Source organism: Cryobacterium sp. PH31-O1 (genome assembly GCF_030063455.1).
Classification (GTDB): domain Bacteria; phylum Actinomycetota; class Actinomycetes; order Actinomycetales; family Microbacteriaceae; genus Cryobacterium.
In genome coordinates this window covers 355,246-376,532 of record NZ_JASITB010000002.1, presented here as the reverse complement: position 1 = coordinate 376,532, position 21,287 = coordinate 355,246, and the positions used below count along the sequence as shown (strand labels likewise).

At 63.5% G+C, this 21,287-nt stretch carries 17 protein-coding genes and 1 tRNA gene; 12 read left to right on the top strand and 6 right to left on the bottom strand.

The window, feature by feature from the left end:
* From lysS to QMK31_RS06530, 9 genes are all read left to right on the top strand, one after another.
* Entirely contained in the window at nt 1–1,530 is a 1,530-nt protein-coding gene (lysS, locus tag QMK31_RS06570; RefSeq protein WP_283500134.1) for a lysine--tRNA ligase, read from the top strand.
* Entirely contained in the window at nt 1,530–1,676 is a 147-nt protein-coding gene (locus QMK31_RS06565; RefSeq protein WP_283500133.1) for a hypothetical protein, read from the top strand. The genes lysS and QMK31_RS06565 overlap by 1 nt, the downstream gene beginning before the upstream one ends.
* Nucleotides 1,677–1,710: 34 nt before the next feature.
* Nucleotides 1,711–1,890 (top strand): hypothetical protein, encoded by a 180-nt coding sequence (locus QMK31_RS06560; protein WP_283500279.1) that lies wholly within the window; start codon nt 1,711–1,713, stop codon nt 1,888–1,890.
* Between the two features lie 6 nt (nt 1,891–1,896).
* The gene (gene cls / locus QMK31_RS06555; RefSeq protein ID WP_283500132.1) at nt 1,897–3,360 is read left to right on the top strand and encodes a cardiolipin synthase; all 1,464 of its coding nucleotides are present in this window, start codon (nt 1,897–1,899) and stop codon (nt 3,358–3,360) included.
* A 114-nt stretch (nt 3,361–3,474) separates the two neighbouring features.
* The gene (locus QMK31_RS06550; protein ID WP_283500131.1) at nt 3,475–6,000 is read left to right on the top strand and encodes an ATP-dependent Clp protease ATP-binding subunit; all 2,526 of its coding nucleotides are present in this window, start codon (nt 3,475–3,477) and stop codon (nt 5,998–6,000) included.
* A 325-nt stretch (nt 6,001–6,325) separates the two neighbouring features.
* Nucleotides 6,326–6,868 (top strand): amino-acid N-acetyltransferase, encoded by a 543-nt coding sequence (locus QMK31_RS06545; protein ID WP_283500130.1) that lies wholly within the window; start codon nt 6,326–6,328, stop codon nt 6,866–6,868.
* A gap of 219 nt (nt 6,869–7,087) precedes the next feature.
* Nucleotides 7,088–11,827, top strand: coding sequence for an ExeM/NucH family extracellular endonuclease (locus QMK31_RS06540; protein ID WP_283500129.1), 4,740 nt, complete (start codon nt 7,088–7,090; stop codon nt 11,825–11,827).
* 131 nt (nt 11,828–11,958) lie between these two features.
* Nucleotides 11,959–12,606 (top strand): hypothetical protein, encoded by a 648-nt coding sequence (locus QMK31_RS06535; RefSeq protein WP_283500128.1) that lies wholly within the window; start codon nt 11,959–11,961, stop codon nt 12,604–12,606.
* A 76-nt stretch (nt 12,607–12,682) separates the two neighbouring features.
* On the top strand, nt 12,683–13,090 hold the full coding sequence (locus QMK31_RS06530; RefSeq protein ID WP_283500126.1) for a dehydrogenase: 408 nt from the start codon (nt 12,683–12,685) through the stop codon (nt 13,088–13,090).
* A gap of 31 nt (nt 13,091–13,121) precedes the next feature.
* On the opposite strand, the gene radA is transcribed toward QMK31_RS06530, so the two are convergent.
* Complete coding sequence (gene radA / locus QMK31_RS06525; RefSeq protein ID WP_283500125.1) at nt 13,122–14,486, bottom strand: DNA repair protein RadA; 1,365 nt, start codon at nt 14,484–14,486, stop codon at nt 13,122–13,124.
* 54 nt (nt 14,487–14,540) lie between these two features.
* Nucleotides 14,541–15,320, bottom strand: coding sequence for an SGNH/GDSL hydrolase family protein (locus QMK31_RS06520; RefSeq protein ID WP_283500124.1), 780 nt, complete (start codon nt 15,318–15,320; stop codon nt 14,541–14,543).
* 86 nt (nt 15,321–15,406) lie between these two features.
* Between QMK31_RS06520 and QMK31_RS06515 the strand changes: the two genes are divergently transcribed.
* Nucleotides 15,407–15,496, top strand: a tRNA-Ser gene (locus tag QMK31_RS06515).
* 214 nt (nt 15,497–15,710) lie between these two features.
* Here QMK31_RS06515 and QMK31_RS06510 read toward each other — a convergent pair.
* A complete protein-coding gene (locus QMK31_RS06510; protein ID WP_283500123.1) occupies nt 15,711–16,607 on the bottom strand; it encodes a LysR family transcriptional regulator in 897 nt (298 codons plus the stop codon).
* Between the two features lie 57 nt (nt 16,608–16,664).
* Here QMK31_RS06510 and QMK31_RS06505 point away from each other — a divergent pair, with 57 nt between their 5' ends.
* Entirely contained in the window at nt 16,665–17,648 is a 984-nt protein-coding gene (locus tag QMK31_RS06505) for a DMT family transporter (protein ID WP_283500122.1), read from the top strand.
* A 278-nt stretch (nt 17,649–17,926) separates the two neighbouring features.
* On the opposite strand, the gene QMK31_RS06500 is transcribed toward QMK31_RS06505, so the two are convergent.
* Nucleotides 17,927–18,319: a MerR family transcriptional regulator gene (locus QMK31_RS06500; RefSeq protein WP_283500121.1), complete on the bottom strand. Its 393-nt coding sequence runs from the start codon at nt 18,317–18,319 to the stop codon at nt 17,927–17,929.
* A gap of 310 nt (nt 18,320–18,629) precedes the next feature.
* Here QMK31_RS06500 and QMK31_RS06495 point away from each other — a divergent pair, with 310 nt between their 5' ends.
* On the top strand, nt 18,630–20,033 hold the full coding sequence (locus QMK31_RS06495) for a SulP family inorganic anion transporter (RefSeq protein WP_502852681.1): 1,404 nt from the start codon (nt 18,630–18,632) through the stop codon (nt 20,031–20,033).
* Nucleotides 20,034–20,112: 79 nt separating this feature from the next.
* Here the strand turns inward: QMK31_RS06495 and QMK31_RS06490 are convergent, their stop codons facing one another.
* Nucleotides 20,113–20,853 carry a DUF429 domain-containing protein gene (locus QMK31_RS06490; RefSeq protein WP_283500120.1) on the bottom strand — a complete coding sequence of 247 codons (741 nt, stop codon included), beginning with the start codon at nt 20,851–20,853 and terminating at the stop codon, nt 20,113–20,115.
* Between the two features lie 137 nt (nt 20,854–20,990).
* Nucleotides 20,991–21,209: a hypothetical protein gene (locus tag QMK31_RS06485; RefSeq protein WP_283500119.1), complete on the bottom strand. Its 219-nt coding sequence runs from the start codon at nt 21,207–21,209 to the stop codon at nt 20,991–20,993.
* Nucleotides 21,210–21,287 lie beyond the last annotated feature (78 nt).

Here is a 21,287-nt window from a genome sequence, read left to right as displayed (position 1 = left end):
ATGAGCCAGAACCCTACGCCCGCCTCGAACGACGACGCCGAGGGCTTCTCCGACGCGGAAATGAACGAGCAGAAGGCCGTGCGCCTCGGCAAACGCGACCGACTGAACGCCGCGGCCGCGAGCCCGGCCGGTGGGGCGTACCCGGTGTCGGTTCCGATTACCCACACCATTCCTGCCGTGCGCACAGAATTCGGCGAACTCCAAGCGGATGCCACCACCGGCGTCATCGTGGGCCTCGCCGGCCGCATCGTGCACCTGCGCAACACCGGCAAGCTGTGCTTCGCAAGCCTGCAGAGCGGCGACGGCACCCGTATCCAGGCCATGGTCTCGCTCGCCGCCGTCGGCGAAGAATCCCTCGCCGCGTGGAAGGACCTGGTCGACCTCGGCGACCACCTGTTCGTCAGCGGTGAGGTCATCTCGAGTCGTCGCGGCGAACTGTCGATCATGGTCACCGGCTGGCAGGTCGCGGCGAAGGCGCTGCTGCCGCTGCCCAACCTGCACTCCGAGCTCAGCGAAGAGACCCGGGTGCGCAGCCGCTACCTCGACCTGATCAGTCGCGAGCAGGCCCGAACCAACGTGCTGTCGCGCTCGAAGGCCGTCGCGAGCCTGCGCAGAACGTTCACCGATCTCGAGTTCATCGAGATCGAGACGCCGATGCTTCAGGTGATGCACGGCGGGGCATCCGCTCGCCCGTTCCAGACCCACAGCAACGCCTTCGACACCGAGCTGTTCCTGCGCATCGCGCCCGAGTTGTTTCTGAAGCGAGCCGTGGTTGGCGGCATCGACCGGGTCTACGAGATCAACCGCAACTTTCGAAACGAGGGCGCCGACTCCACCCACTCGCCCGAGTTCGCGATGCTCGAAGCCTATGAGGCGTACGGCGACTACAACTCCATCGCCGACCTCACCCAGAAGCTGATTCAGGATGCCGCGTTCGCGATTGCCGGATCGCACGTGGTGACCTGGGCCGACGGCACACTGTTCGACCTCGGCGGCGACTGGGACCGCATCGGCATGTACGACAGCCTGTCGGCGGCCGTCGGCATCGCGATCACCCCTGCGACGCCGCTGGCCGACCTTGTCGCCCTCGCCGCCCGCGAGGGCATTGAGATCGACCACCCCATTCACGGCAAGTATGTTGAAGAGCTGTGGGAGCACTTCGTGAAGGGTGACCTGGTGCGCCCGACCTTCGTGATGGACTTTCCGATCGACACCAGCCCGCTGGTGCGCGGCCACCGTTCGGTGGCCGGCGTGGTCGAGAAGTGGGACCTGTACGTGCGCGGCTTCGAACTGGCCACCGGCTACTCCGAGCTCGTGGATCCGGTCGTGCAGCGCGAGCGTTTCATCGAGCAGGCGAGCCTCGCCGCCGGGGGAGACCCTGAGGCCATGCGCCTCGATGAAGAATTTCTGCGCGCACTCGAGTACGGCATGCCGCCGACGGGCGGTATGGGCATGGGCATCGACCGCATGCTGATGGCCCTGACCGGACTGGGTATTCGAGAAACGATCCTGTTTCCCCTGGTGAAGTAGTGAACTATCTGCCCGACGACGAGCTGAAGCCCGACCGAGGCGGGCGCAAGCCGCCGTCGATGAATCGCATCGCCCTCTGGGTGATCATTGGCGGTGTCGGCGTCTACTATCTGGGCAGCGGCATCATCGGCCTGCTCAGCAAGTAGCGGGTATCCCAGCCTTTACGCGTAGGCTGGGACCGTGATTGAGAACTTCTGGGGTAACGCGCTTTTTTCGATTGTGCCCACCATTGCGCTCGGCCTCATATTCTGGCTGATGATGCGCTCGATCCTGCGCGCCGACCGCACCGAACGCAAGGTGTACGCCCAAATAGAAGCCGAAGAGCGCGCCCGGCTCGGTCTCGACAAACCGGTCACCTAAGTACCAATGTTCGGCATCGACGGCTCGACCATCACCGTTCTGCTGGCCCTGATCATCGACTTCTCGGTTCGCGTCGTTGCCATCATCGTGGTGCCCCGCAACCGACGCCCGATGTCGGGGATGGCCTGGTTGCTGACCATCTTCTTCATTCCCTACCTGGGTGTGCTGCTGTTCCTGCTGATCGGTTACCGCACGCTGCCGAAGAAGCGCCGATTAATGCAGGATGAGATCAATAAGTTCATTCTCGACAGCACCGAGGGTATGGAACTGGTGCGCCGCGACCACCCGTGGCCCGGCTGGCTCGAATCAGTTGTCGAACTCAACCGCAACCTGGGAGCCATGCCGCTGGTCGGCGACAATACGGCGAGCCTGATCGGCGAATACCAGGTGGCGTTCGACACCATGATCGCCGACATCGACCAGGCCAGGAAGTACGTGCACGTCGAGTTTTACATCCTCTCGCTCGATCACACCACCGCACCCTTCTTTGATGCCCTCGAAAATGCGCACAATCGTGGTGTCAGCGTGCGGGTGCTGATGGACCACATTCAGTCCATGCGCAAGCCCGGCTTTCGCCAGACCAAGAAACGCCTGACGGATGCGGGCATCGCGTGGCACCTCATGCTGCCGGTGCAGCCGTTCAAGGGCAAATGGCAGCGACCCGACCTGCGCAATCATCGCAAACTGCTCATCGTTGACGGCATGGTCGGGTTCATGGGGTCGCAGAACATCATCGACCGCTCGTACAACATGAAAAGCAACATTCGCCGCGGCCTGCAGTGGAAAGACTTCATGACCCGGCTGGAGGGACCGATCGTGTCGGGCCTCAACGCGATCTTCATCACCGACTGGTACAGCGAAACCAATGAACTGCTCACCCGCGACATCGAGCCGGTTCATCCGCGGCCGGTGACCGATGCCCTCGACTGCCAGGTAGTGCCGAGCGGCCCCGGGTTCAAGGGGGAGAACAACCTGCGCCTGTTCCTCGCGCTGCTCTATTACGCGCAGGATCGCATCATTATCACGAGCCCGTACTTCGTACCGGACGAGTCGATCATGTACGCCATCACAACAGCCGTGCAGCGGGGGCTGCACGTGGAACTATTCGTGTCTGAGATCGGTGACCAGGCCGTGGTCTACCACGCGCAGCGCTCCTACTATGAGGAACTGTTGACCGCCGGCGTGCACATTTACATGTACAAGGCGCCGTACATTCTGCACGCGAAGCACTTCACGATCGACGACGAGGTCGCCGTCGTCGGGTCTAGCAATATGGACCAGCGCTCGTTCAGCCTGAACATGGAGGTGTCGCTCATGGTGCGCGGCCGGTCGTTCGTGCGTAACCTGCGGGCCATGGAAGACCAGAACAGGCTAAACAGCCGCGAGCTCACCCTCGACGAATGGCGCAAGCAGCCGTTGCGTTCCACGATTCTCGATAACCTCGCCCGGCTCACCTCCGCCGTGCAGTGAGCAGCCGCGCGCAGCATCCGTCACGCCTACGGCGAACAAACACGCGCGAGCGGCGCAGGCTGGTTACTCTCGATGTAACGGCACCAACTGCCCTGGCGCCAAGGGAGCGATCATATGTTTGAGAGATTTACCGACCGAGCTCGTCGCGTCGTCGTTTTGGCCCAGGAAGAGGCCAAGATGCTCAACCACAACTACATCGGTACCGAGCACATTCTGCTCGGGCTGATTCACGAGGGTGAAGGCGTCGCCGCAAAGGCTCTGGAGAGCCTGGGTATCTCGCTCGACGCCGTGCGCGAGCAGGTTCAGGACATCATCGGCCAGGGGCAGCAGCAGCCCACCGGCCACATCCCCTTCACGCCGCGTGCGAAGAAGGTCCTCGAGTTGAGCCTGCGCGAAGCGCTACAGCTCGGCCACAACTACATCGGTACCGAGCACATTCTGCTCGGTCTCATTCGCGAGGGTGAGGGTGTCGCCGCCCAGGTTCTGGTGAAGCTCGGCGCCGACCTCAACCGTGTGCGCCAGCAGGTCATTCAGCTTCTCTCTGGTTACCAGGGCAAGGAGCAGGTGCAGGTCGGCGCCAACGAGCAGGCGGCCAACACGGCCGGCAGCCAGGTGCTCGACCAGTTCGGACGCAACCTCACCCAGATGGCCCGCGACAACAAACTCGACCCGGTGATCGGGCGCGAGAAAGAAATCGAGCGGGTCATGCAGATCCTCTCGCGGCGTACCAAGAACAACCCCGTGTTGATCGGTGAGCCCGGTGTCGGTAAGACGGCCGTCGTGGAGGGCCTCGCCCAGGCCATCGTCAAGGGCGATGTGCCCGAGACCCTCAAAGACAAGCAGCTCTACTCGCTCGACCTGGGCTCGCTGATCGCCGGAAGCCGCTACCGCGGTGACTTCGAAGAGCGCCTGAAGAAGGTCACCAAGGAGATCCGCACCCGCGGCGACATCATCGTCTTCATTGACGAGATCCACACCCTCGTGGGTGCCGGAGCCGCCGAGGGCGCCATCGACGCAGCGTCGATCCTGAAGCCCCTCCTCGCCCGCGGTGAGCTGCAGACCATTGGTGCGACCACACTCGACGAGTACCGCAAGCACTTCGAGAAGGATGCCGCCCTCGAGCGTCGCTTCCAGCCGATCCAGGTGAACGAACCGTCGCTGCCGCACACCATCAACATTCTCAAGGGTCTGCGCGACCGCTACGAAGCCCACCACAAGGTGTCGATCACCGACGGCGCCCTCGTGGCCGCGGCGAACCTCGCCGACCGCTACGTCTCCGACCGGTTCCTGCCCGACAAGGCCATCGACCTGATCGATGAGGCCGGCGCCCGCCTGCGCCTGTCGATCCTGTCGTCCCCGCCCGAGCTGCGCGAATTCGACGAGAAGATCGCCGTGGTGCGCGCCGCCAAGGAACTCGCCATCGAAGAGCAGGACTTCGAGAAGGCCGCCGGCCTGCGCGACGAGGAGAAGAACCTCCTCGGCGAGCGTCTGCGCCTCGAGAAGAAGTGGAAGTCGGGCGACGTCAAGACCACCGCGGTCGTCGACGAAGGCCTGATCGCCGAAGTCCTCGCCCAGGCCACCGGTATCCCGGTGTTCAAGCTCACCGAGGAAGAGTCCTCGCGGCTCGTCTTCATGGAAAAGGCACTGCACCAGCGCGTCATCGGTCAGGAAGAGGCCATTTCGGCGCTCGCCAAGACCATCCGTCGTACCCGCGCTGGGCTGAAGGACCCGAAGCGTCCCTCCGGTTCCTTCGTCTTCGCCGGCCCGACCGGTGTCGGTAAGACGGAGCTTGCCAAGGCGCTCGCCGAGTTCCTGTTCGACGACGAAGCCGCCATGATCTCGCTCGACATGAGCGAGTACGGCGAGAAGCACACCGTGTCACGCCTGTTCGGTGCGCCTCCCGGGTTCGTCGGCTTCGAAGAGGGCGGCCAGCTCACCGAGAAGGTGCGGCGCAAGCCGTTCTCCGTGGTGCTGTTCGATGAGATCGAGAAGGCTCACCCCGACATCTTCAACTCCTTGCTCCAGATTCTGGAAGAGGGCCGGTTGACGGATGGTCAGGGTCGCGTCGTCGACTTCAAGAACACCGTCATCATCATGACCACTAACCTCGGCACCAAGGACATTTCGGGCGGACCGGTCGGCTTCCAGCTGGAAGGCGACTCCACCACCGGGTACGAGCGCATGGCCGGCAAGGTGAAAGACGAGCTGAAGAAGCACTTCAAGCCCGAATTCCTCAACCGCGTCGACGAAATCATCGTGTTCCCGCAGCTGACCAAGCCCGAGTTGCTGCAGATCGTCGACCTGTTCATCAAGCGTCTGGGCGTGCGCCTGCTCGACCGGGACATGACCGTCGAGGTCACCGTTCCCGCCAAGGAGCACCTGATCGAGGTCGGATTCGACCCGACGCTCGGTGCTCGCCCGCTGCGTCGCGCCATCCAGCGTGAGGTGGAGGACCGCCTGTCGGAGAAAATCCTGCAGGGCGAGCTCAACGCCGGTGACCACGTGCACGTGGATTACATCGACGGGGCGTACGTCTTCACCACGACGAGCCGGGTTGACCCGGTCGGCGTCGGAGTGAACACCGCCGCCGCTGTAGGAACAGGTCCCGCTACTCCCGACCTGGCCATAACGAGCGACTAGAAGTTCAGAAGGGGCCCGGCAGATTCGTCTGCCGGGCCCTTTCTGTGTCCGGCCCCAGGGCCCGTCCGGCATAACTCCTGCAAATTCTTACGGCCGCAGGGAACTTCCGCGTCATTCCGGGGTTCGCTGTCGGAGCCCCTCCAATTTGCAGGAGTTATGCCGGTGGTTAGCCGGCGGGAGGCGGCATCCGTTCTGGTGAAAGGGAAAAGTGGGGGCTAAATCAGGAAGAAGGGTGGTGGTGGGGGTCTGCGGCTGCAGAATCATGCGGCAGGCTCCCTAGACTGGTGGTTTGATCCTGAATTAGCCACGAAAGGGGCCGATTGGCGTGACTGAACTGCAGCAGACCGCACCGGAACTACCCGAACTGGACTATTCGGTGCGCCGCGCGCGTACGAGCGACGTACCCGGCATCGAAGCGCTCGTTGAGCCGCTTGTGCAGCAGCGCATCCTGCTCGGTAAGGACCGCGTCGTCTTCTACGAGGCGGTGCAGGAATTTCGGGTGGCAGTAGATTCAGCCGGAAATCTGATTGGCTGCGGCGCCCTGCACGTCATGTGGGAAGACCTCGGCGAGGTGCGCACTCTGGCCGTCGACGCCGAGTGGCTCGGCCGCGGGGTCGGCTACACCATGATGCAGCGCCTCGAAGCGGATGCCCGCGACCTCGGCCTGAGCCGACTGTTCTGCCTTACCTTCGAGTTGGGCTTCTTCACCCGCAACGGTTTCAGCGACATGGGCACCGAAACGGTCGATCCGGCCATCTACGCCGAGCTCGTGCGCTCGCCCGATGAGGGCGTCGCCGAGTTTCTCGACCTCGCCAGGGTCAAGCCCAACACGCTCGGCAACACCCGCATGGTGAAGCGCCTGAACTAGCGAATAAGTGCGGGGGCAGGTCTCATCACCGCTGAAACCAGCGCGTGGCGCCGGAATCGGGTGCTCATAGGAGCAAAGTACGCGGAGTTCACCCCCCGGTCGTGGGGCATCGCTAGGCTGCCGACTATTGCACCCGCCGGACCAAATCGCCGGGGGAATTTGTGAGAGTACAAACCCGGGTGTAATGAGACGACCATCGTTCTACGAATGAGGAGATCCATGTCATCCGCCGTTCGCAGCCGCTCCCGGCTGTTTTTCGCCACGCTTCTCGGGGTGAGCCTCGCGGCCGCTCCACTCATCGCCTTCCCCGCCAGCGCAAACACCGCTGGTACCGGAGTGGTCATCAATGAGGCCTACCTGAATGGCGGAAGTTCGGGAGCTACCTACCTCAACAAGTTTGTCGAGTTGTACAACCCGTCGACTGCCGACGTATCCCTGGACGGCACCTCCATTCAGTACCGCTCTGCCGGAGGAACCGCCAACCCGACAGGCGTCATCGCCCTTACCGGCACCATCGCCGCCGGCGGGCACTACCTCGTGCAGGGCAGCTCGAACGCGGCCAATGGCGCGGCCCTTCCAACAGCGGATGCCTCGTTCGGCACCTCCTTTGCCGCCGGCTCCGGCACGATTTTCTTCGCGAATCAACCCACGGCGCTGACCGCACCCGCCACCGGCTCACTCATCGATCAGATCAAGATTCTCGATCTCATCGGCTACGGCAGCTCAAACACCTTTGAGGGAACGGCCGCTACCGCCGCATCCGTTACCACCTCGGTGAACCGCACCGGCTTCGTCGACAGCGATGTCAACGCTGACGACTTCAGCGCTGCTGCCCCGACGCCGACAAACGCGGCTGGGGAGACGGGAACCCCGGTCGAACCCGATCCAGACCCCGATCCGACCCCGTTGCCCAGCGAGGCGACTGCGATCGATGCAATTCAGGGCACGACGGATACCAGCCCCCTGGTTGGAACCATCGTCAAGACGTCCGGGGTCGTCACGGCCTCCTACCCGAGCGGTGGATTCAACGGGTTCTATCTGCAGACAGCGGAAACCGGGGGCGAGATCGATTTCGCCACCCACACGGCCTCACACGGTGTGTTCGCTTATTCCAGCACGGCAACCGCCGACGTGCAGATCGGCGACCACGTTCAGGTTGTCGGTACGGTCGTAGAATTCTTCGGCATGACCGAGGTCACCTTTGGAACCGTCGAGGACGTCACGCAACTCGCCGACACCGACGTCGCCGCCCCGACCCCGGCCACGGTGTCGCTACCGGCCAGCGCTGAACAGCGCGAAAGCCTCGAGGGTATGCTGCTCGCCCCGCAAGGCGACTACACCATCACCAACAACTACACGACCAACCAGTACGCCGAAATTGGCCTTGCCTCCGGCGCAACCCCGCTCGTGAATCCGAGCGTAACGGCGCTACCGGGCTCGACCGAGTATCAGAACGCTCTCGCCGAGAATGCCGGCCGGGCCGTCACCCTCGATGATGGCGCCACGACCAACTACCTGGCGGCCGCGAATCAGGGCAGCCCCGTTCCGTACCTGTCGGTAACCGATCCGGTGCGCATCGGTGCAGCGGTGTCTTTCCTATCGCCGGTCATCTTCGACTTTCGGAACGACACCTGGAAATTCCAGCCGACCACGGCCCTCGTCGGCTCAAACTCCGCAACCGTGCAGCCCGTAACCTTCACCGACACCCGCACGAGCGCCCCCGAAGACGTAGGTGGCGATATCCGCTTGGCAAGTTTCAACGTTCTGAACTACTTCTCCACCACGGGCGACTCCCTCGAGGGCTGCCGGTACTACTCCGACCGGGCCGGCGTGCCGACCACCGTCAGCAGCGGATGCGACGCCCGCGGCGCCGCCACCCAGCTCAGTTTCGAACGCCAGCAGGCCAAGATCGTTGCGGCCATCAATGCCCTCGACGCTGACGTGGTCTCGCTTGAAGAGATCGAAAACTCGGCCGCCTTTGGAAAAGACCGCGACGATGCCCTCGCCAACCTGACCGCGGCGCTGAATGCGGGGGCGGGCAGTGAAATCTGGTCGTTCGTGGCTTCACCGCGGGCGCTTCCAGCCAGTGAAGACGTGATTCGCACCGCCTTTATCTATAAGCCTGCCGTCGTTGAAACCGTGGGAGATTCGATCATTCTCACCGAGTCGGTAGCGTTCAACGGTCGTGCACGCGAGCCGCTCGCTCAGGCATTTGCGCTCGTCGGCGATACCGAGAGCAGCTTTCTGGCCATTGTGAACCACTTCAAGTCCAAGGGTTCCGGAACCGGGGCTGACGCCGATCAGGGTGACGGCCAGGGTGCATCCAACCCGACCCGCGTGGAGCAGGCGACCGCGCTCGTAGCTTTCGCCGATCAGATGAAGGCGGATTCGGGGATCGATCGTGTCTTTCTCACCGGCGACTTCAACGCCTACGACCTCGAAGACCCGATTCAGGTCTTGCTGAAAGCCGGGTACATCAATCAGGCGAACAAGAGCGGCGAATACACCTACGCCTTTGGCGGTACGGTCGGCTCGCTCGACCACGTGTTCGCATCGCCCGAGGCCGACACCACGGTTCAAGCGGTCGACGTCTGGAACATCAACTCGGTCGAGTCGGTCGCCCTCGAGTACAGCCGGTATAACAACAACGTCACCGACTTCTATGTCGCGGACGCATACCGGTCGTCGGACCACGACCCGGTCGTGCTCGGCCTCAACCTCACAACACCCACCGCGGTCCAGCTCAACCTGCTCAACATCAACGACTTTCACGGGCGTATCGATTCCAACACCGTCAAGTTCGCGGGAACCGTTGAGCAGCTGCGCGCCGAGTACGAAGACGCGAACTCGCTCTTCCTCTCGGGCGGGGACAACATTGGCGCCTCTCTCTTCGCCTCGGCATCGCAGAACGATCAGCCCACCATTGACGTGCTCAATGCCCTTGGCCTCGCGGCCTCCGGTGTGGGCAACCACGAGTTCGATCAGGGCTCCGGCGACCTCACCGGACGAGTGGCCGACGCGGCCAGCTTCGACTATCTCGGTGCGAACGTTTACGATGCCGGTACCGAAACCCCCGCGATGCAGGAATACGACATCATCGACGTGGCCGGCGTGCGCGTGGGAGTGATTGGTGCCGTGACCCAGGAAACCCCCTCGCTCGTCTCGCCCAACGGCATCGCGGCCCTGAGCTTCGGTGACCCCGTTGCGGCCGTCAACCGCGTTGCCGGCCAACTCAGCGATGGCAACCCAGCGAACGGCGAAGCGGACGTTCTGATCGCCGAATATCACGAGGGTGCCGGTGCGGGAATTCCCGATGGTGCAACGCTCGAGCAAGAGCTTGCAGCGGGAGGGGCTTTTGCCAGCATCGTGAACGACACTGCGGCCGAAGTTGACGCGATCTTCACCGGTCACACGCACAAGCAGTACGCGTGGAACGCCCAGGTTCCCGGCGCGGCCGACGGCGTGAAACGCCCGGTGTTGCAAACGGGCAGTTACGGCGAGAACATCGGCCAGGTCGTCCTCAGCTATGACGTGGCTTCGGGCGAAACGACCACGGTGCAAAACCGCACCGTGCCGCGTTCCACGGCTGCTGATGCCGACCTCGTTGCTGCCTATCCGCGGGTTGCCGAAGTTCAATCGATCACGACGGCGGCGCTGGCCGAGGCGGCTGTTCAGGGGGGCGTGCCGGTGGGTTCAGTGACCGCTGACATCACCCGAGCCTGCGTTGACAAAGTGGCACCCTGCGCCGAAAATCGCATGGCACCCTCTAGCCTGGGCACGCTCGTCGCGAACTCACTGCGGTCTTCGCTGGCAGACCCCACCATCGGCGGGGCTGAAATCGGCGTCGTCAACCCGGGTGGCATGCGCGCGGACCTCTCGCTTGCTCCCGACGGTGTCGTGACCTACGCCGAAGCGAACGCGGTACTTCCGTTCCTGAACAACCTGTGGACGACGAGCCTCACGGGCGCACAGTTCAAAACCGTTCTCGAGCAGCAGTGGCAGACCAATGCCGATGGCACGATTCCCAGCCGTCCGTTTCTGCAGCTTGGACTGAGCGACAACGTGAACTACACCTTTGATTCCAGCCGGGCCGCGGGCGACCGCGTGACGGGTATTTGGATCGACGGCGCACAGATCGACCCGGCGCGGTCCTACCGGATCGGTTCGTTCAATTTTCTCCTCACCGGTGGTGACAACTTTCGCGAGTTCAAGAACGGAACCCAGACCCGCGACTCCGGACTAGTCGACCGAGACGCCTGGATCTCCTATCTTCAGGAGAACAGCCCACTGACCCCGTCCTTCGTCGCCAACCAGGCCTCGGTCACCGGGGGTCCCAGCGCGCCGGCTAACGCGGGTGACACACTCACCTTCACGGTGGGTGGCCTCAATCTCACGTCCCTGGGGGCTCCGAAGAACACGCAGCTCGCGCTGCGCTGGTCGGGGACCGACGTGGGGACGGCATCCGTTGATTCGACCGGCACCGCCGTCGTCACCGTCACCGTGCCGACAGATGCCACCGAAAATAGTGTGCTGGAAATGACCGCAGCGCCATCGGGCACCATTGTGCGCGTTGCCGTGGCCGTTGCGGAGAGCGCCGAACCGGGGGTTGCGCCCACAGCAGCACCCAAGAAGGAGCTCACGAAAAAGCTTAAGAATGACATCGAGACGGACCAGTGGTCCTATCGGGCCGGGGACACGATGATCGTCAAGGTGGGAGTGAAACACGCCGGAGAGTACGTATCCGTGTGGGCCTACTCCAAGAAAAAAGCCGACAACCTCGATGGTTGGCTGCTGGTGAACGCGGAAGGTACCGTGAGTGTCACAGTCGCAGACGACGTCAAGCACGGCAAATATGCAATCTCCGCACAGAACGCCGATGGAGACGTGATTGGCTGGACAGCCGTGAAGGTTGGCAAGACTAAAAAGTCACCGAAACCACCGAAGAGTGCACAGCACTAGGCCCAGCAGTTGGTTGGGCCCCGCTCTCCGCGACAGGAACCCGTCGCTTGAGTGAGGCCTCTCCCGCGCAAATTGATCCGACACGCACGGTATTACCGCGATGTCGCTCCGATCATCAATAACCTTGGGGCATGTCGACGATCAAGCAACCGGTCGGCCGCCAGTCCAGCAAGGTGTACCGGCGCCGACGTTTCGTAGTGGGGCTCGGCCTGCTGGCCGTGCTCGTCATTCTCTTTCTCATCATCGTGCAACCGGGAGCCAGCAAGGGCGACGCAGACGCCCCGAAAACTCCGGCGGCCGACTCGACCGAGTCGGCCGCACCGACGGATGCTGCCACCACGATTCCCGAGGTGGCCACCGCCGTTGACGGTGCCGCCTGCGATCCGTCCGCTGTACAGGTTGCGGCCATCGCCGACGCCAAGAATTACGCGGCCGACGCGCTGCCGCAGCTGTCGCTGAGCCTGACCAACATCGGAACGACCGACTGTGTGATCAACGCCGGTAACGCCAGGCAGGTGTTCACCGTGATGAGCGGGTCGGACGTCTACTGGACCTCGACCGACTGCCAGACCGATCCGATTGACGCCCAGGTGACGCTCAAGCCCGGGGTAGTCATGCCGCTCGCGACACCGATCACCTGGGATCGCACGCGCTCGGCCGTTGACACCTGTGAAGCTGAAACTCGCACTGCGGTTCCGGCCGGCGGAGCGTCGTACTACCTGCACGTGACCGTGGACGGAATTGAGGCGGCCGACCCGGCGCTGATGATTCTGAACTAGCGGCTGCGGCATCCGTTCGCTCGTGGCATGCGCTGCCAGCTGGGACTCGAGCCGTCCGGCCTGATTGAATGAACGGGTGACCGATACGACTGCCAACACCCGTTCCGAGGCTCTCGCCTCCGCCCTGGCGGCGCAAGACGCCGTCGCCGTCGCCTATGCGCTGCGCAACGATTACATGATCGTGCCGCAGCTCGTCGTGAACGGCGAGGCGGCGCAGGTGCGTGTTTTCGGTCGAGAAGGCTCCGAGAAGCGGATGCTGCTGCTTTTCTCCGCGGCGGAGAACTACGTGCGTGTGGTGCCAGACGACATCAACCCGCAGGTCATGGTCTGCGACGGTCAATGGTTGCGAGAGTTTCTCACCGTGCACGCCTCGACGCTGGAGATGGTCTTCTTCGACATTGCCGGACCGAATGTGATGCAGGCGGCTCCGGCCGACCTGCTTAAGGCACTGAGCCCTGAGCTCGGCCAGGGCGCCGGCGAATAACCGCGCTGCAGCTGAACCGGGCGGCCCTGCCCTATTTCCACGCCCGGTCGAGTTCGGCGTCGCGCGGTTTGCGCGTGGTGCCGAGTGCCAGGGCGACCGCCGCGTGGATCGACCCGCAGGCGGCGTCGATCTGGGTGGTGAACCCCAGGCGGACGGCCTCGTTCACTCGCTGCTTCGACATGAGTGCTCCGCGTACCTCGCCGGCCAGGCTGATCTCGCCGAACGCGACCACGTTGTGTGCCACGGCCAGCCCGGTGAACGCTGACGCGATGGCCAGCGCGATCGCCAGGTCGGCGGCTGGTTCACTCAGACGGATGCCGCCGACCGTCGACACGTAGACATCCTTGGTCGACAGATTCATGCCTGCCCGCTCCTGCAGCACCGCGAGCAACATGGCCACGCGCGCGGAGTCCACGCCGCTGGTGACCCGGCGGGGGTTCGGTGCCTGGGTGTCGGTGACGAGGGCCTGGACCTCAACCGGCATCGCCCGACGGCCTTCCAACGCGACGGTGACGCAGGTGCCGTCGACGGGTTCGGTGGCGCGGCTGAGGAAAAGCCCGCTTGGGTCGGGAACCTCGGCGATGCCGTCGCCGGTCATCTCGAAGCAGCCGACCTCGTCGGTAGGCCCGAACCTGTTCTTCAGAGCTCGAATAAACCGCAGCGAGGTCTGCCGGTCGCCCTCGAACTGACAAACCACGTCGACCAGGTGCTCGAGCACCCGAGGCCCCGCGATCGAGCCGTCTTTGGTGACGTGACCGACGAGCAGTACCGGCAGGCCTCGATCTTTGGCGACCCGAATCAGAGTGGATGCTACCTCCCGCACCTGACTGGGCATACCCGGCGACCCGTCGGAGAGCGCGCTCGACACGGTCTGCACGGAGTCAATGATGATGAGGTCGGGCTTGACGGCATCGATCTGCCCGAGGATGACTCCGAGGTCGGTTTCGGCGGCGATATAAAGTTCGGGTTCGAGCGCGTTGGTGCGTTCGGCGCGCAGCCGCACCTGGCTGACCGACTCTTCGGCACTGACATAGAGCACACGGCTCTTCGCGGCGGCCGCCTTGGACGCGACCTCGAGCAGAAGGGTGGACTTGCCGACGCCAGGCTCACCGCTGAGCAGAATCACCGAGCCGGGCACGATGCCGCCGCCGAGCACACGGTCGAATTCGTTGATGCCGGTCGGCCAGTGAGCGGCGGCATCCGTTTCGACGTGGGTGATCGGGCGGGCGATGCCATCGCCGACGAGTGTGATGGCCTTGAGCTTGCGGGTGATGCCGGCGCTCTGGCCGGCATCGACGACGGTGCCCCACTGCTGGCATTCGCCGCAGCGGCCCGCCCATTTCAGGGTGGTCCAGCCGCACTCGGAGCAACGGAAAGAGGAGACGGATTTTGCCATGTTTCGAGCCTAGCCGGGGCCACCGACAGGCGGCCGTGCGCGCGGGTGCCGGCTCTAGTCGGCGTCGGTTGAGGTCTGGCTGACCGCCGAGAAGCGGCGCGCGATTTCGGCGCCTACCGCCGGCAGAAATGCTTCGGCCCAAGACAGGTAGCCGCGGTCGTTGGGGTGGAACAGATCCTTGGCAACGTGGGTGAGGATGCTGCGAAACCCCGAACGCTTGGTCGTCGCGTGCAGCGGAACCACGGTGAGGTCGTGCTCGGCGGCGACTCGGCGAATGATCTCGTTGGCCACGGCCACCTTGACCTCGTTATGCGGGAGGTGAAAGCACGGGAGGTCGGCGACGAGGGCGTGCGGCGGCAGAACGGCGAATACGGAGCGGATGCCCGATTCGAAAGTCGTCGAATTGAACGAGGCAATGTCGTTGGCACCGATTGCGACCGTGACCAGGTCTGGCTCGAGTTTGTCGAAGCGTGGAAGTTGATCACGCACGGCCAAAGCAACGGTGGCACCCGACACGCTCAAGTTCACGACGCGCACCGTCTGCCCGGTTGCCAGACGCACGTGATCGGCGAGGACGCCGACGTAGCTCCTATTCGGGCTGGAAGCCCCGATGCCCTGGGCCGCGCTGTCGCCGATCGCGACGTAGAGCAGCTCGCCCGGTTGCTTGGCATGGGCGCGCCACCAGGCCGAGTGCACCGGCAGGGTCTCGTTGAGAATGGCCTTCTGCTGTTCCAGGTCGCGCCGCCACCAGGTTGTGCCCAGCGCGATACCGGCCGCGATGAGGGCGGCTCCGGTGGCGATGAGAGAGCGGATGCGTGGGGTCGGTGAGGTCACCCGCTGAGGCTACTCCGCGGCATCCGTGTGTCTGCTGCACGTTTGCCGATTCGCGTCGGCCCCCAGTCTCTACTAAGATCGACGGCGGTACCGTGTCCGAGCGGCCGAAGGTGCGACTCTCGAAAAGTCGTGTGGGGGAGACTCCACCGTGGGTTCAAATCCCACCGGTACCGCCACGAAAAACCCCCTACATCCCAGTGTTTCACTGGGAAGTAGAGGGTTTTTCTTTGCCAAGAGAGCCCTCGTGTCAACATTTTGGCGGAATCCGTTTAGTGGTGACACGAGTCGGATGGTTTCCAAAGGGCAAGGCCTCCCGCCATGCGGACTTGGTACCGATGCCGGACAGGAACGCGTTTTCGAACAGGATTACCCGCCGGTCTGATGCAATAGTCAGAAATGAATCGCGCCAGCCGCAGCAATATCGCGCATGCGCTCAACGCTGGGGTGCCATGGTCGGTCGCGAGGCCCTGAGAAGACGAGGGTGCGTTCCAGGCTTGGGTCGAGCTCGATCATGACCACGCCCTCGGTCAGCATCGAGCGAGCGAGGGAGGGAAGGATCGCGACACCGAGCTCTGCCTCGACCATGCCGATCAGGGTGCTGCACTCATGCACCCGCTGCGCGGGTCGGTACGGCACTCCGGCCATCTTGTGGAGAGTAGCGATTTTGGGTTCACTGCCGCTGGACGAGGACAGAAACGGATCGTCCTGGAGACTCGCTAACGTGACGCGCTCGAGGCCGGCAAGTGGGTGGTCGGCGCGCAGCACAGCGCGGAAATCGTCGCGCGCCAGGACGACGGAACCTTCAGGGATCGGGTCGGGGTCGATGAGAATGGCGGCATCAACAATGCCACTGGTTAGCCACAATTCGAGTTCATCATCCCCACCCTCGAACAGGCGAATGTCAAGCCCCGGAAGTTCGGCGCGCCACCGCTGTAGGAGTGCGGGCACGAGCCGGTGCGAGGCAGTGGGTGCAGCGGCGAGGCGAACCGTCCCCGTCGCAGCGCCATTAACGTGGAGGTCAGCTGCTGCTTGCAGGGCTCTGAGGCTGGCAAGAACGCTTCGGGCATGCTGTAACACGGCCTCGCCCAGTGGGGTCGCTGCGATCTGGGGCCCACGAATGATGAGGGGTAAACCTAGAGATCGTTCCATGGCCGCGAGGGCATGTGAAACGGCGGATTGGCTCATGTGCAAGAGATCGGCCGCCGCGCCGAACCCGGATTCGTCAATTACGGCAACGAACACACTGAGTTGACGGAGGGTTATTGATGATCCATCGATTTTCAGCATGTCAGTATGTGATGAATGCATTTGTTTCATGCCATGAGCCTAACGAAGACTGGTGTGATGAAAAGACGCAACTTGTCGAAGACAACGGGACCAGCGGCGCGCGGCGGCTCCGGCGCGATTCTAACGGCGCAGTACGTGGGTGCCGCGGCAGTCTGGGGAGCGAGCTTTCTCTTCATTAAGCTCGCTGTTGGTGGTCTCTCACCGGCGCAGGTCGTGCTGGGCCGTTTGTTTTTCGGTGCCCTCGTACTGGCGATCATTATGGTGGCCACGCGCCGGCGGTGGCCGCGGGGGCTTCGCGTATGGGGCCACCTCGCCGCGATCGGTGCCGTCATGTGTGTCGCTCCATTCCTTCTTTTTTCCTGGGCCGCGCAGTATCTTCCAGCCGGTCTTTCCAGCATCTACAACGCGACAACGCCGATCGCGACCATGCTGGTCGCCCTCGCATTCTTGCCCAGCGAGCGGCTGACCCGTGTCAAGCTGCTCGGTCTTTTCGTCGCAGCTGGGGGAGTGGTCCTCGTCGCCGAGCCGTGGCGTGGGCTCGTCGTCGATTCAGGTAGCGCCACGTTCTTCTGGGCTCAGATGGCCTGTCTCGGGGGAACCACCTGCTACGGTCTGGGGTTCGTCTACACCCGGCGGTTCGTCCGCGACCACGATTACGACGCTATTACGGTCTCCGCCTCACAGATCGGCGCCGGCGCTATTCTCATCCTGCTGCTCACGCCAGTCATCGGTACCGGCACGGTCACCTTGACCCCGGGAATAGTTGCCAGCGTCGTCGTTCTCGGCGGTGTGGGCACGGGGCTTGCCTACATCTGGTACACCAACGTCATCAACGCCTGGGGCGCAACCATCGCCTCCACGGTCACGTACCTCACCCCTATTGGCGGCGTCCTCCTCGGCGTCCTGATCCTCGGAGAGGCACTCCGATGGAACGAAATCGTCGGCGGAACCATCGTGATTATTGCGATCCTCATCGGTCAAGGCCAACTCAGGCCGAGACGGCGAACGAAGGCCCTGATGGTGGAGAGACAGGCCGTCTAGCCCACACGGCAAATCACGGATCGAGATGTACTTCCTTAAAGTTCCGGCGACTGACTTACTGGATCGACGAAGCATCGGTGGAGTTCAGCTCGCACAGGTCGCTTACGGAAAGTGTCCGATGACCTCTGGGTCGATCGCGCCGCCGACGGACGAGGCGAGCCCCTCCAGAGACATCTACCGGCAGTTCCGCGGACTCCCACCGGTCCCGCCACGAGAAACCCCCTGCCTTCCAGTGTCTTAGTGAAAAGTGGCGGGCGTTTTTGCGGTCCAGCTGGGTACTACTGCTCGCGAAGGAGCGTCAGGAATTCGTCGGCCATGGCGAGCTGTTCCTGCAGCTTGCCGCGGCGATTCTCCGCCTCGGTAATGAAGGCGTTGAGTTCGCGGCGAACACCCGGGTCGGCCGCACCCGTGCTGCTCGTGCGGCTCAGAGTGTCAATAACACGCAGGAGGGCGGTCATTTCCTCGAGGGGGAAACCGAGGGGTTTCATGCGCCGAATGAGCATCAGCCGACTGTAATCGTTCTGCGTGTACAGGCGGAAACCGCCATCGGTGCGTCCCGTCGGCTTCAGGAGGCCGACCTCGTCGTAGTGCCGGATCGTGCGTAGCGAGAGTCCGGTCTTCCCAGCGAGCTCACCGATGTGCATCGTGACTGCGGGTGTTTCTGGCTCCATGCCCGAACCTCTCTTCAACTTAACTCTAACGTTAGGGTAGTGTTGGCGTTCTGGCCGCCAGCTCCCTGCACGCCACCACACCCACCCCATTGTCGAACACGACAGTACTGGGCCTGCGTACCGAAGCGCCCACCTACATTGCCCAACGGCTCTTTTGCCGGAGGGCCCGTCACCGGAGTTCCCCATAGATATTGCCGAAAAATCCTCCCTGCCCAAGGTCAGCCGTTACAAGGCCGAACCGTCCGTGCTGACCGCTCTGAAAACGCCGCGCCTCCTGACCCGCGAGGTACTCGCCGGCTTGGTCGTGGCGATGGCCCTGATTCCTGAGGCCATCGCGTTCTCGATCATCGCCGGCGTCGACCCGCGCGTGGGCTTGTTCTCCTCGTTTGTGATGGCTGTGACGATAGCGTTCGTCGGTGGCCGCCCGGCCATGATCACCGCCGCTACCGGTGCCGTCGCCCTCGTCATCGCCCCGGTGGCCCGGGATTACGGCATGGAATACTTCATCGCGACGGTCATCCTTGCCGGAGCATTCCAGATCGTCCTCAGCGTGATCGGCGTCGCCAAGCTCATGCGTTTCATTCCGCGCAGCGTCATGGTCGGCTTCGTCAACGCCCTCGCCATCCTCATCTTCACCGCCCAGCTGCCCCAACTGCTCGGCGTGCCGTTCATGGTCTACCCGCTTGTCGCCGCCGGACTGATCATCATGGTGGTCATGCCCCGCATCACCAAGGTGATCCCCGCGCCACTGGTGGCGATCGTTGTGCTGACCGTCGTCACCGTGTTGATGGCGATCAATGTTCCAACCATCCGCGACCAGGGCGAACTCCCGCAGAGCCTGCCCGAACTCGTCTTCCCTAATGTTCCGCTCGACTGGAACACCTTCACTATCATCGCCCCCTACGCCCTCGGCATGGCCCTCGTCGGCATTCTCGAGTCGCTTATGACCGCGAAATTCGTCGACGAGATCACCGACACCCACTCCAACAAAACCCGGGAGACCTGGGGCCAGGGCGTCGCGAACATGGTGAGTGGCTTCTTCGGCGGCATGGGTGGCTGCGCCATGATCGGCCAGACCATGATCAACGTGAAGGCCTCCGGCGCCCGCACCCGCATCTCGACCTTTCTGGCCGGTGTCTTCCTGCTCGTTTTGGTGCTTGGCCTCGGTGACGTGCTCGCCGTCGTGCCGATGGCCGCTCTGGTCGCGGTGATGATCATCGTGTCGTATCTCACCTTCGACTGGCACAGCATCCGCCTCTCGACCCTCAAGCGGATGCCGGGGAGCGAGACCACGGTCATGGTCGCCACCGTTATCGTCATCGTTCTCACCCACAACCTTGCTATCGGGGTTGTCGTCGGCGTGATCATCGCCATGGTCGCTTTTGCCCGCCGCGTGGCCCACCTGGCTAAGGTCGAGCGCCGTGTCATGGACGTTGCCGGTGAAGCTCCGACGGCCTACTACACGGTCACCGGCGCGCTGTTCTTCGCTTCCAGCAACGACATGATGACGCAGTTTGAATACGCGGACGACCCGGAACGAATCGTCATTGAGATGTCCGGATCGCACATCTGGGACGCCTCGACCGTCGCCACGCTCGACGCGATCACGTACAAGTATGAACGCCACGGCAAGCACGTTGTCATCGAAGGCCTCAACGAAGCCAGCAGTATTTTGCACACACGCCTCGCAGGCAACCTCGGCGGCGGCCACTAGTTCTCAGCACGGTGGCCGTCGGGTTTAGACCTGTTCCCCTTCCCGTTTCGGTCGGTTCCAGGCTCATCTCGCCGAAACGTTAAGCCAGCAGGTCGGCCAGGGGGCCGGCGGGAAGCACAATCCAGCCCTCCCGCCGGGCACGATCGAGCATGATCGGCGTTGGCGGTTCGTAGAACCCCAGTGCGGCGCTGCGGGCGGCGAGTGCCGCGATCACGGCGTCGAAGGCATCCGCTGATGTGATCATCTGCGGGGCGAATACTCCGAGATCAAGCCAGGGCGCGGCATCCTGAATGCGCTGCAGGAGCTGCGCACGCATAGCGGGATCGGTGCGGTATCCCGTCGTAGTGAAACCCCACAGCCGAAGCGAGGCACCCGGGTAGATTTCTGCGACGACGCCGGAGCCTGAGCGGTCGACACGGATGCCGGCCTGGGCGATTCGCGAGAGCAGCCCGGCGCAGCGCATGGCGGTGAGTCCGAGGCGGTCGGTGGACACGCTCAACGGCCAGCGGCCGGTCAGCCTGCGTACCTCGCGGTCGGTCTCCCGGTAGGCGAGGGTGCGACGCCAGGCTATTCCGCCGTCGACGCCGGGCAGGTCTGGGTCGCCGCTGGAATGCGCGAGTACGAACTGCACAAACTCGTCTGGCCAACCGAACGCGCAGTCGATGCCGAGCTTCTGCACGGTGCCGGCTGCTTCGACGATGACCTCGTCGGCGACGCCGAGGTTCAGCTCGATCAGGCCTGCTCGGGTGTCGGTCCAGTCGATGACCGCCAGTGCGGTGCCCTTGGGCTCGGCTGCGAGATCCACTCCGGCAGTGCGCATCCGCTTAGTTTACGGGGGACGGGGGTGGCACAGTATGAAACCCTGCAGGTGCTGCAGGTGCTGCAGGTGATGCAGGTGATGCAGGTGATGCAGGTGATGCAGGTGCTGCAGGTGCTGCAGGTGCTGCGGGCCACGGGTCAGCTGGGCTCTTCGTCGTTGGCGACCGTTTCGATCCAGTCGACGTCGTCATCGGAGAGGTAGGTGCCGGGTTGATCCGTTTCGCTGTCTGGTTCTACCTCACCGCCGGCTCGGGCGATTTCGGCGACGATTTCGGGCGGAACGGCGTCACCATTGTTCTGCATCAGCCACTCCCGTGTCGCCGGCATCAGCTTGGGCCACCACAGCTCAATATCCATACGGCGCAGTCTGCCACGCTCGCTGGTGCTGCGCGACGGGGCATCCGCGCGGGAGTACCAGCGCACGATCGATAAACT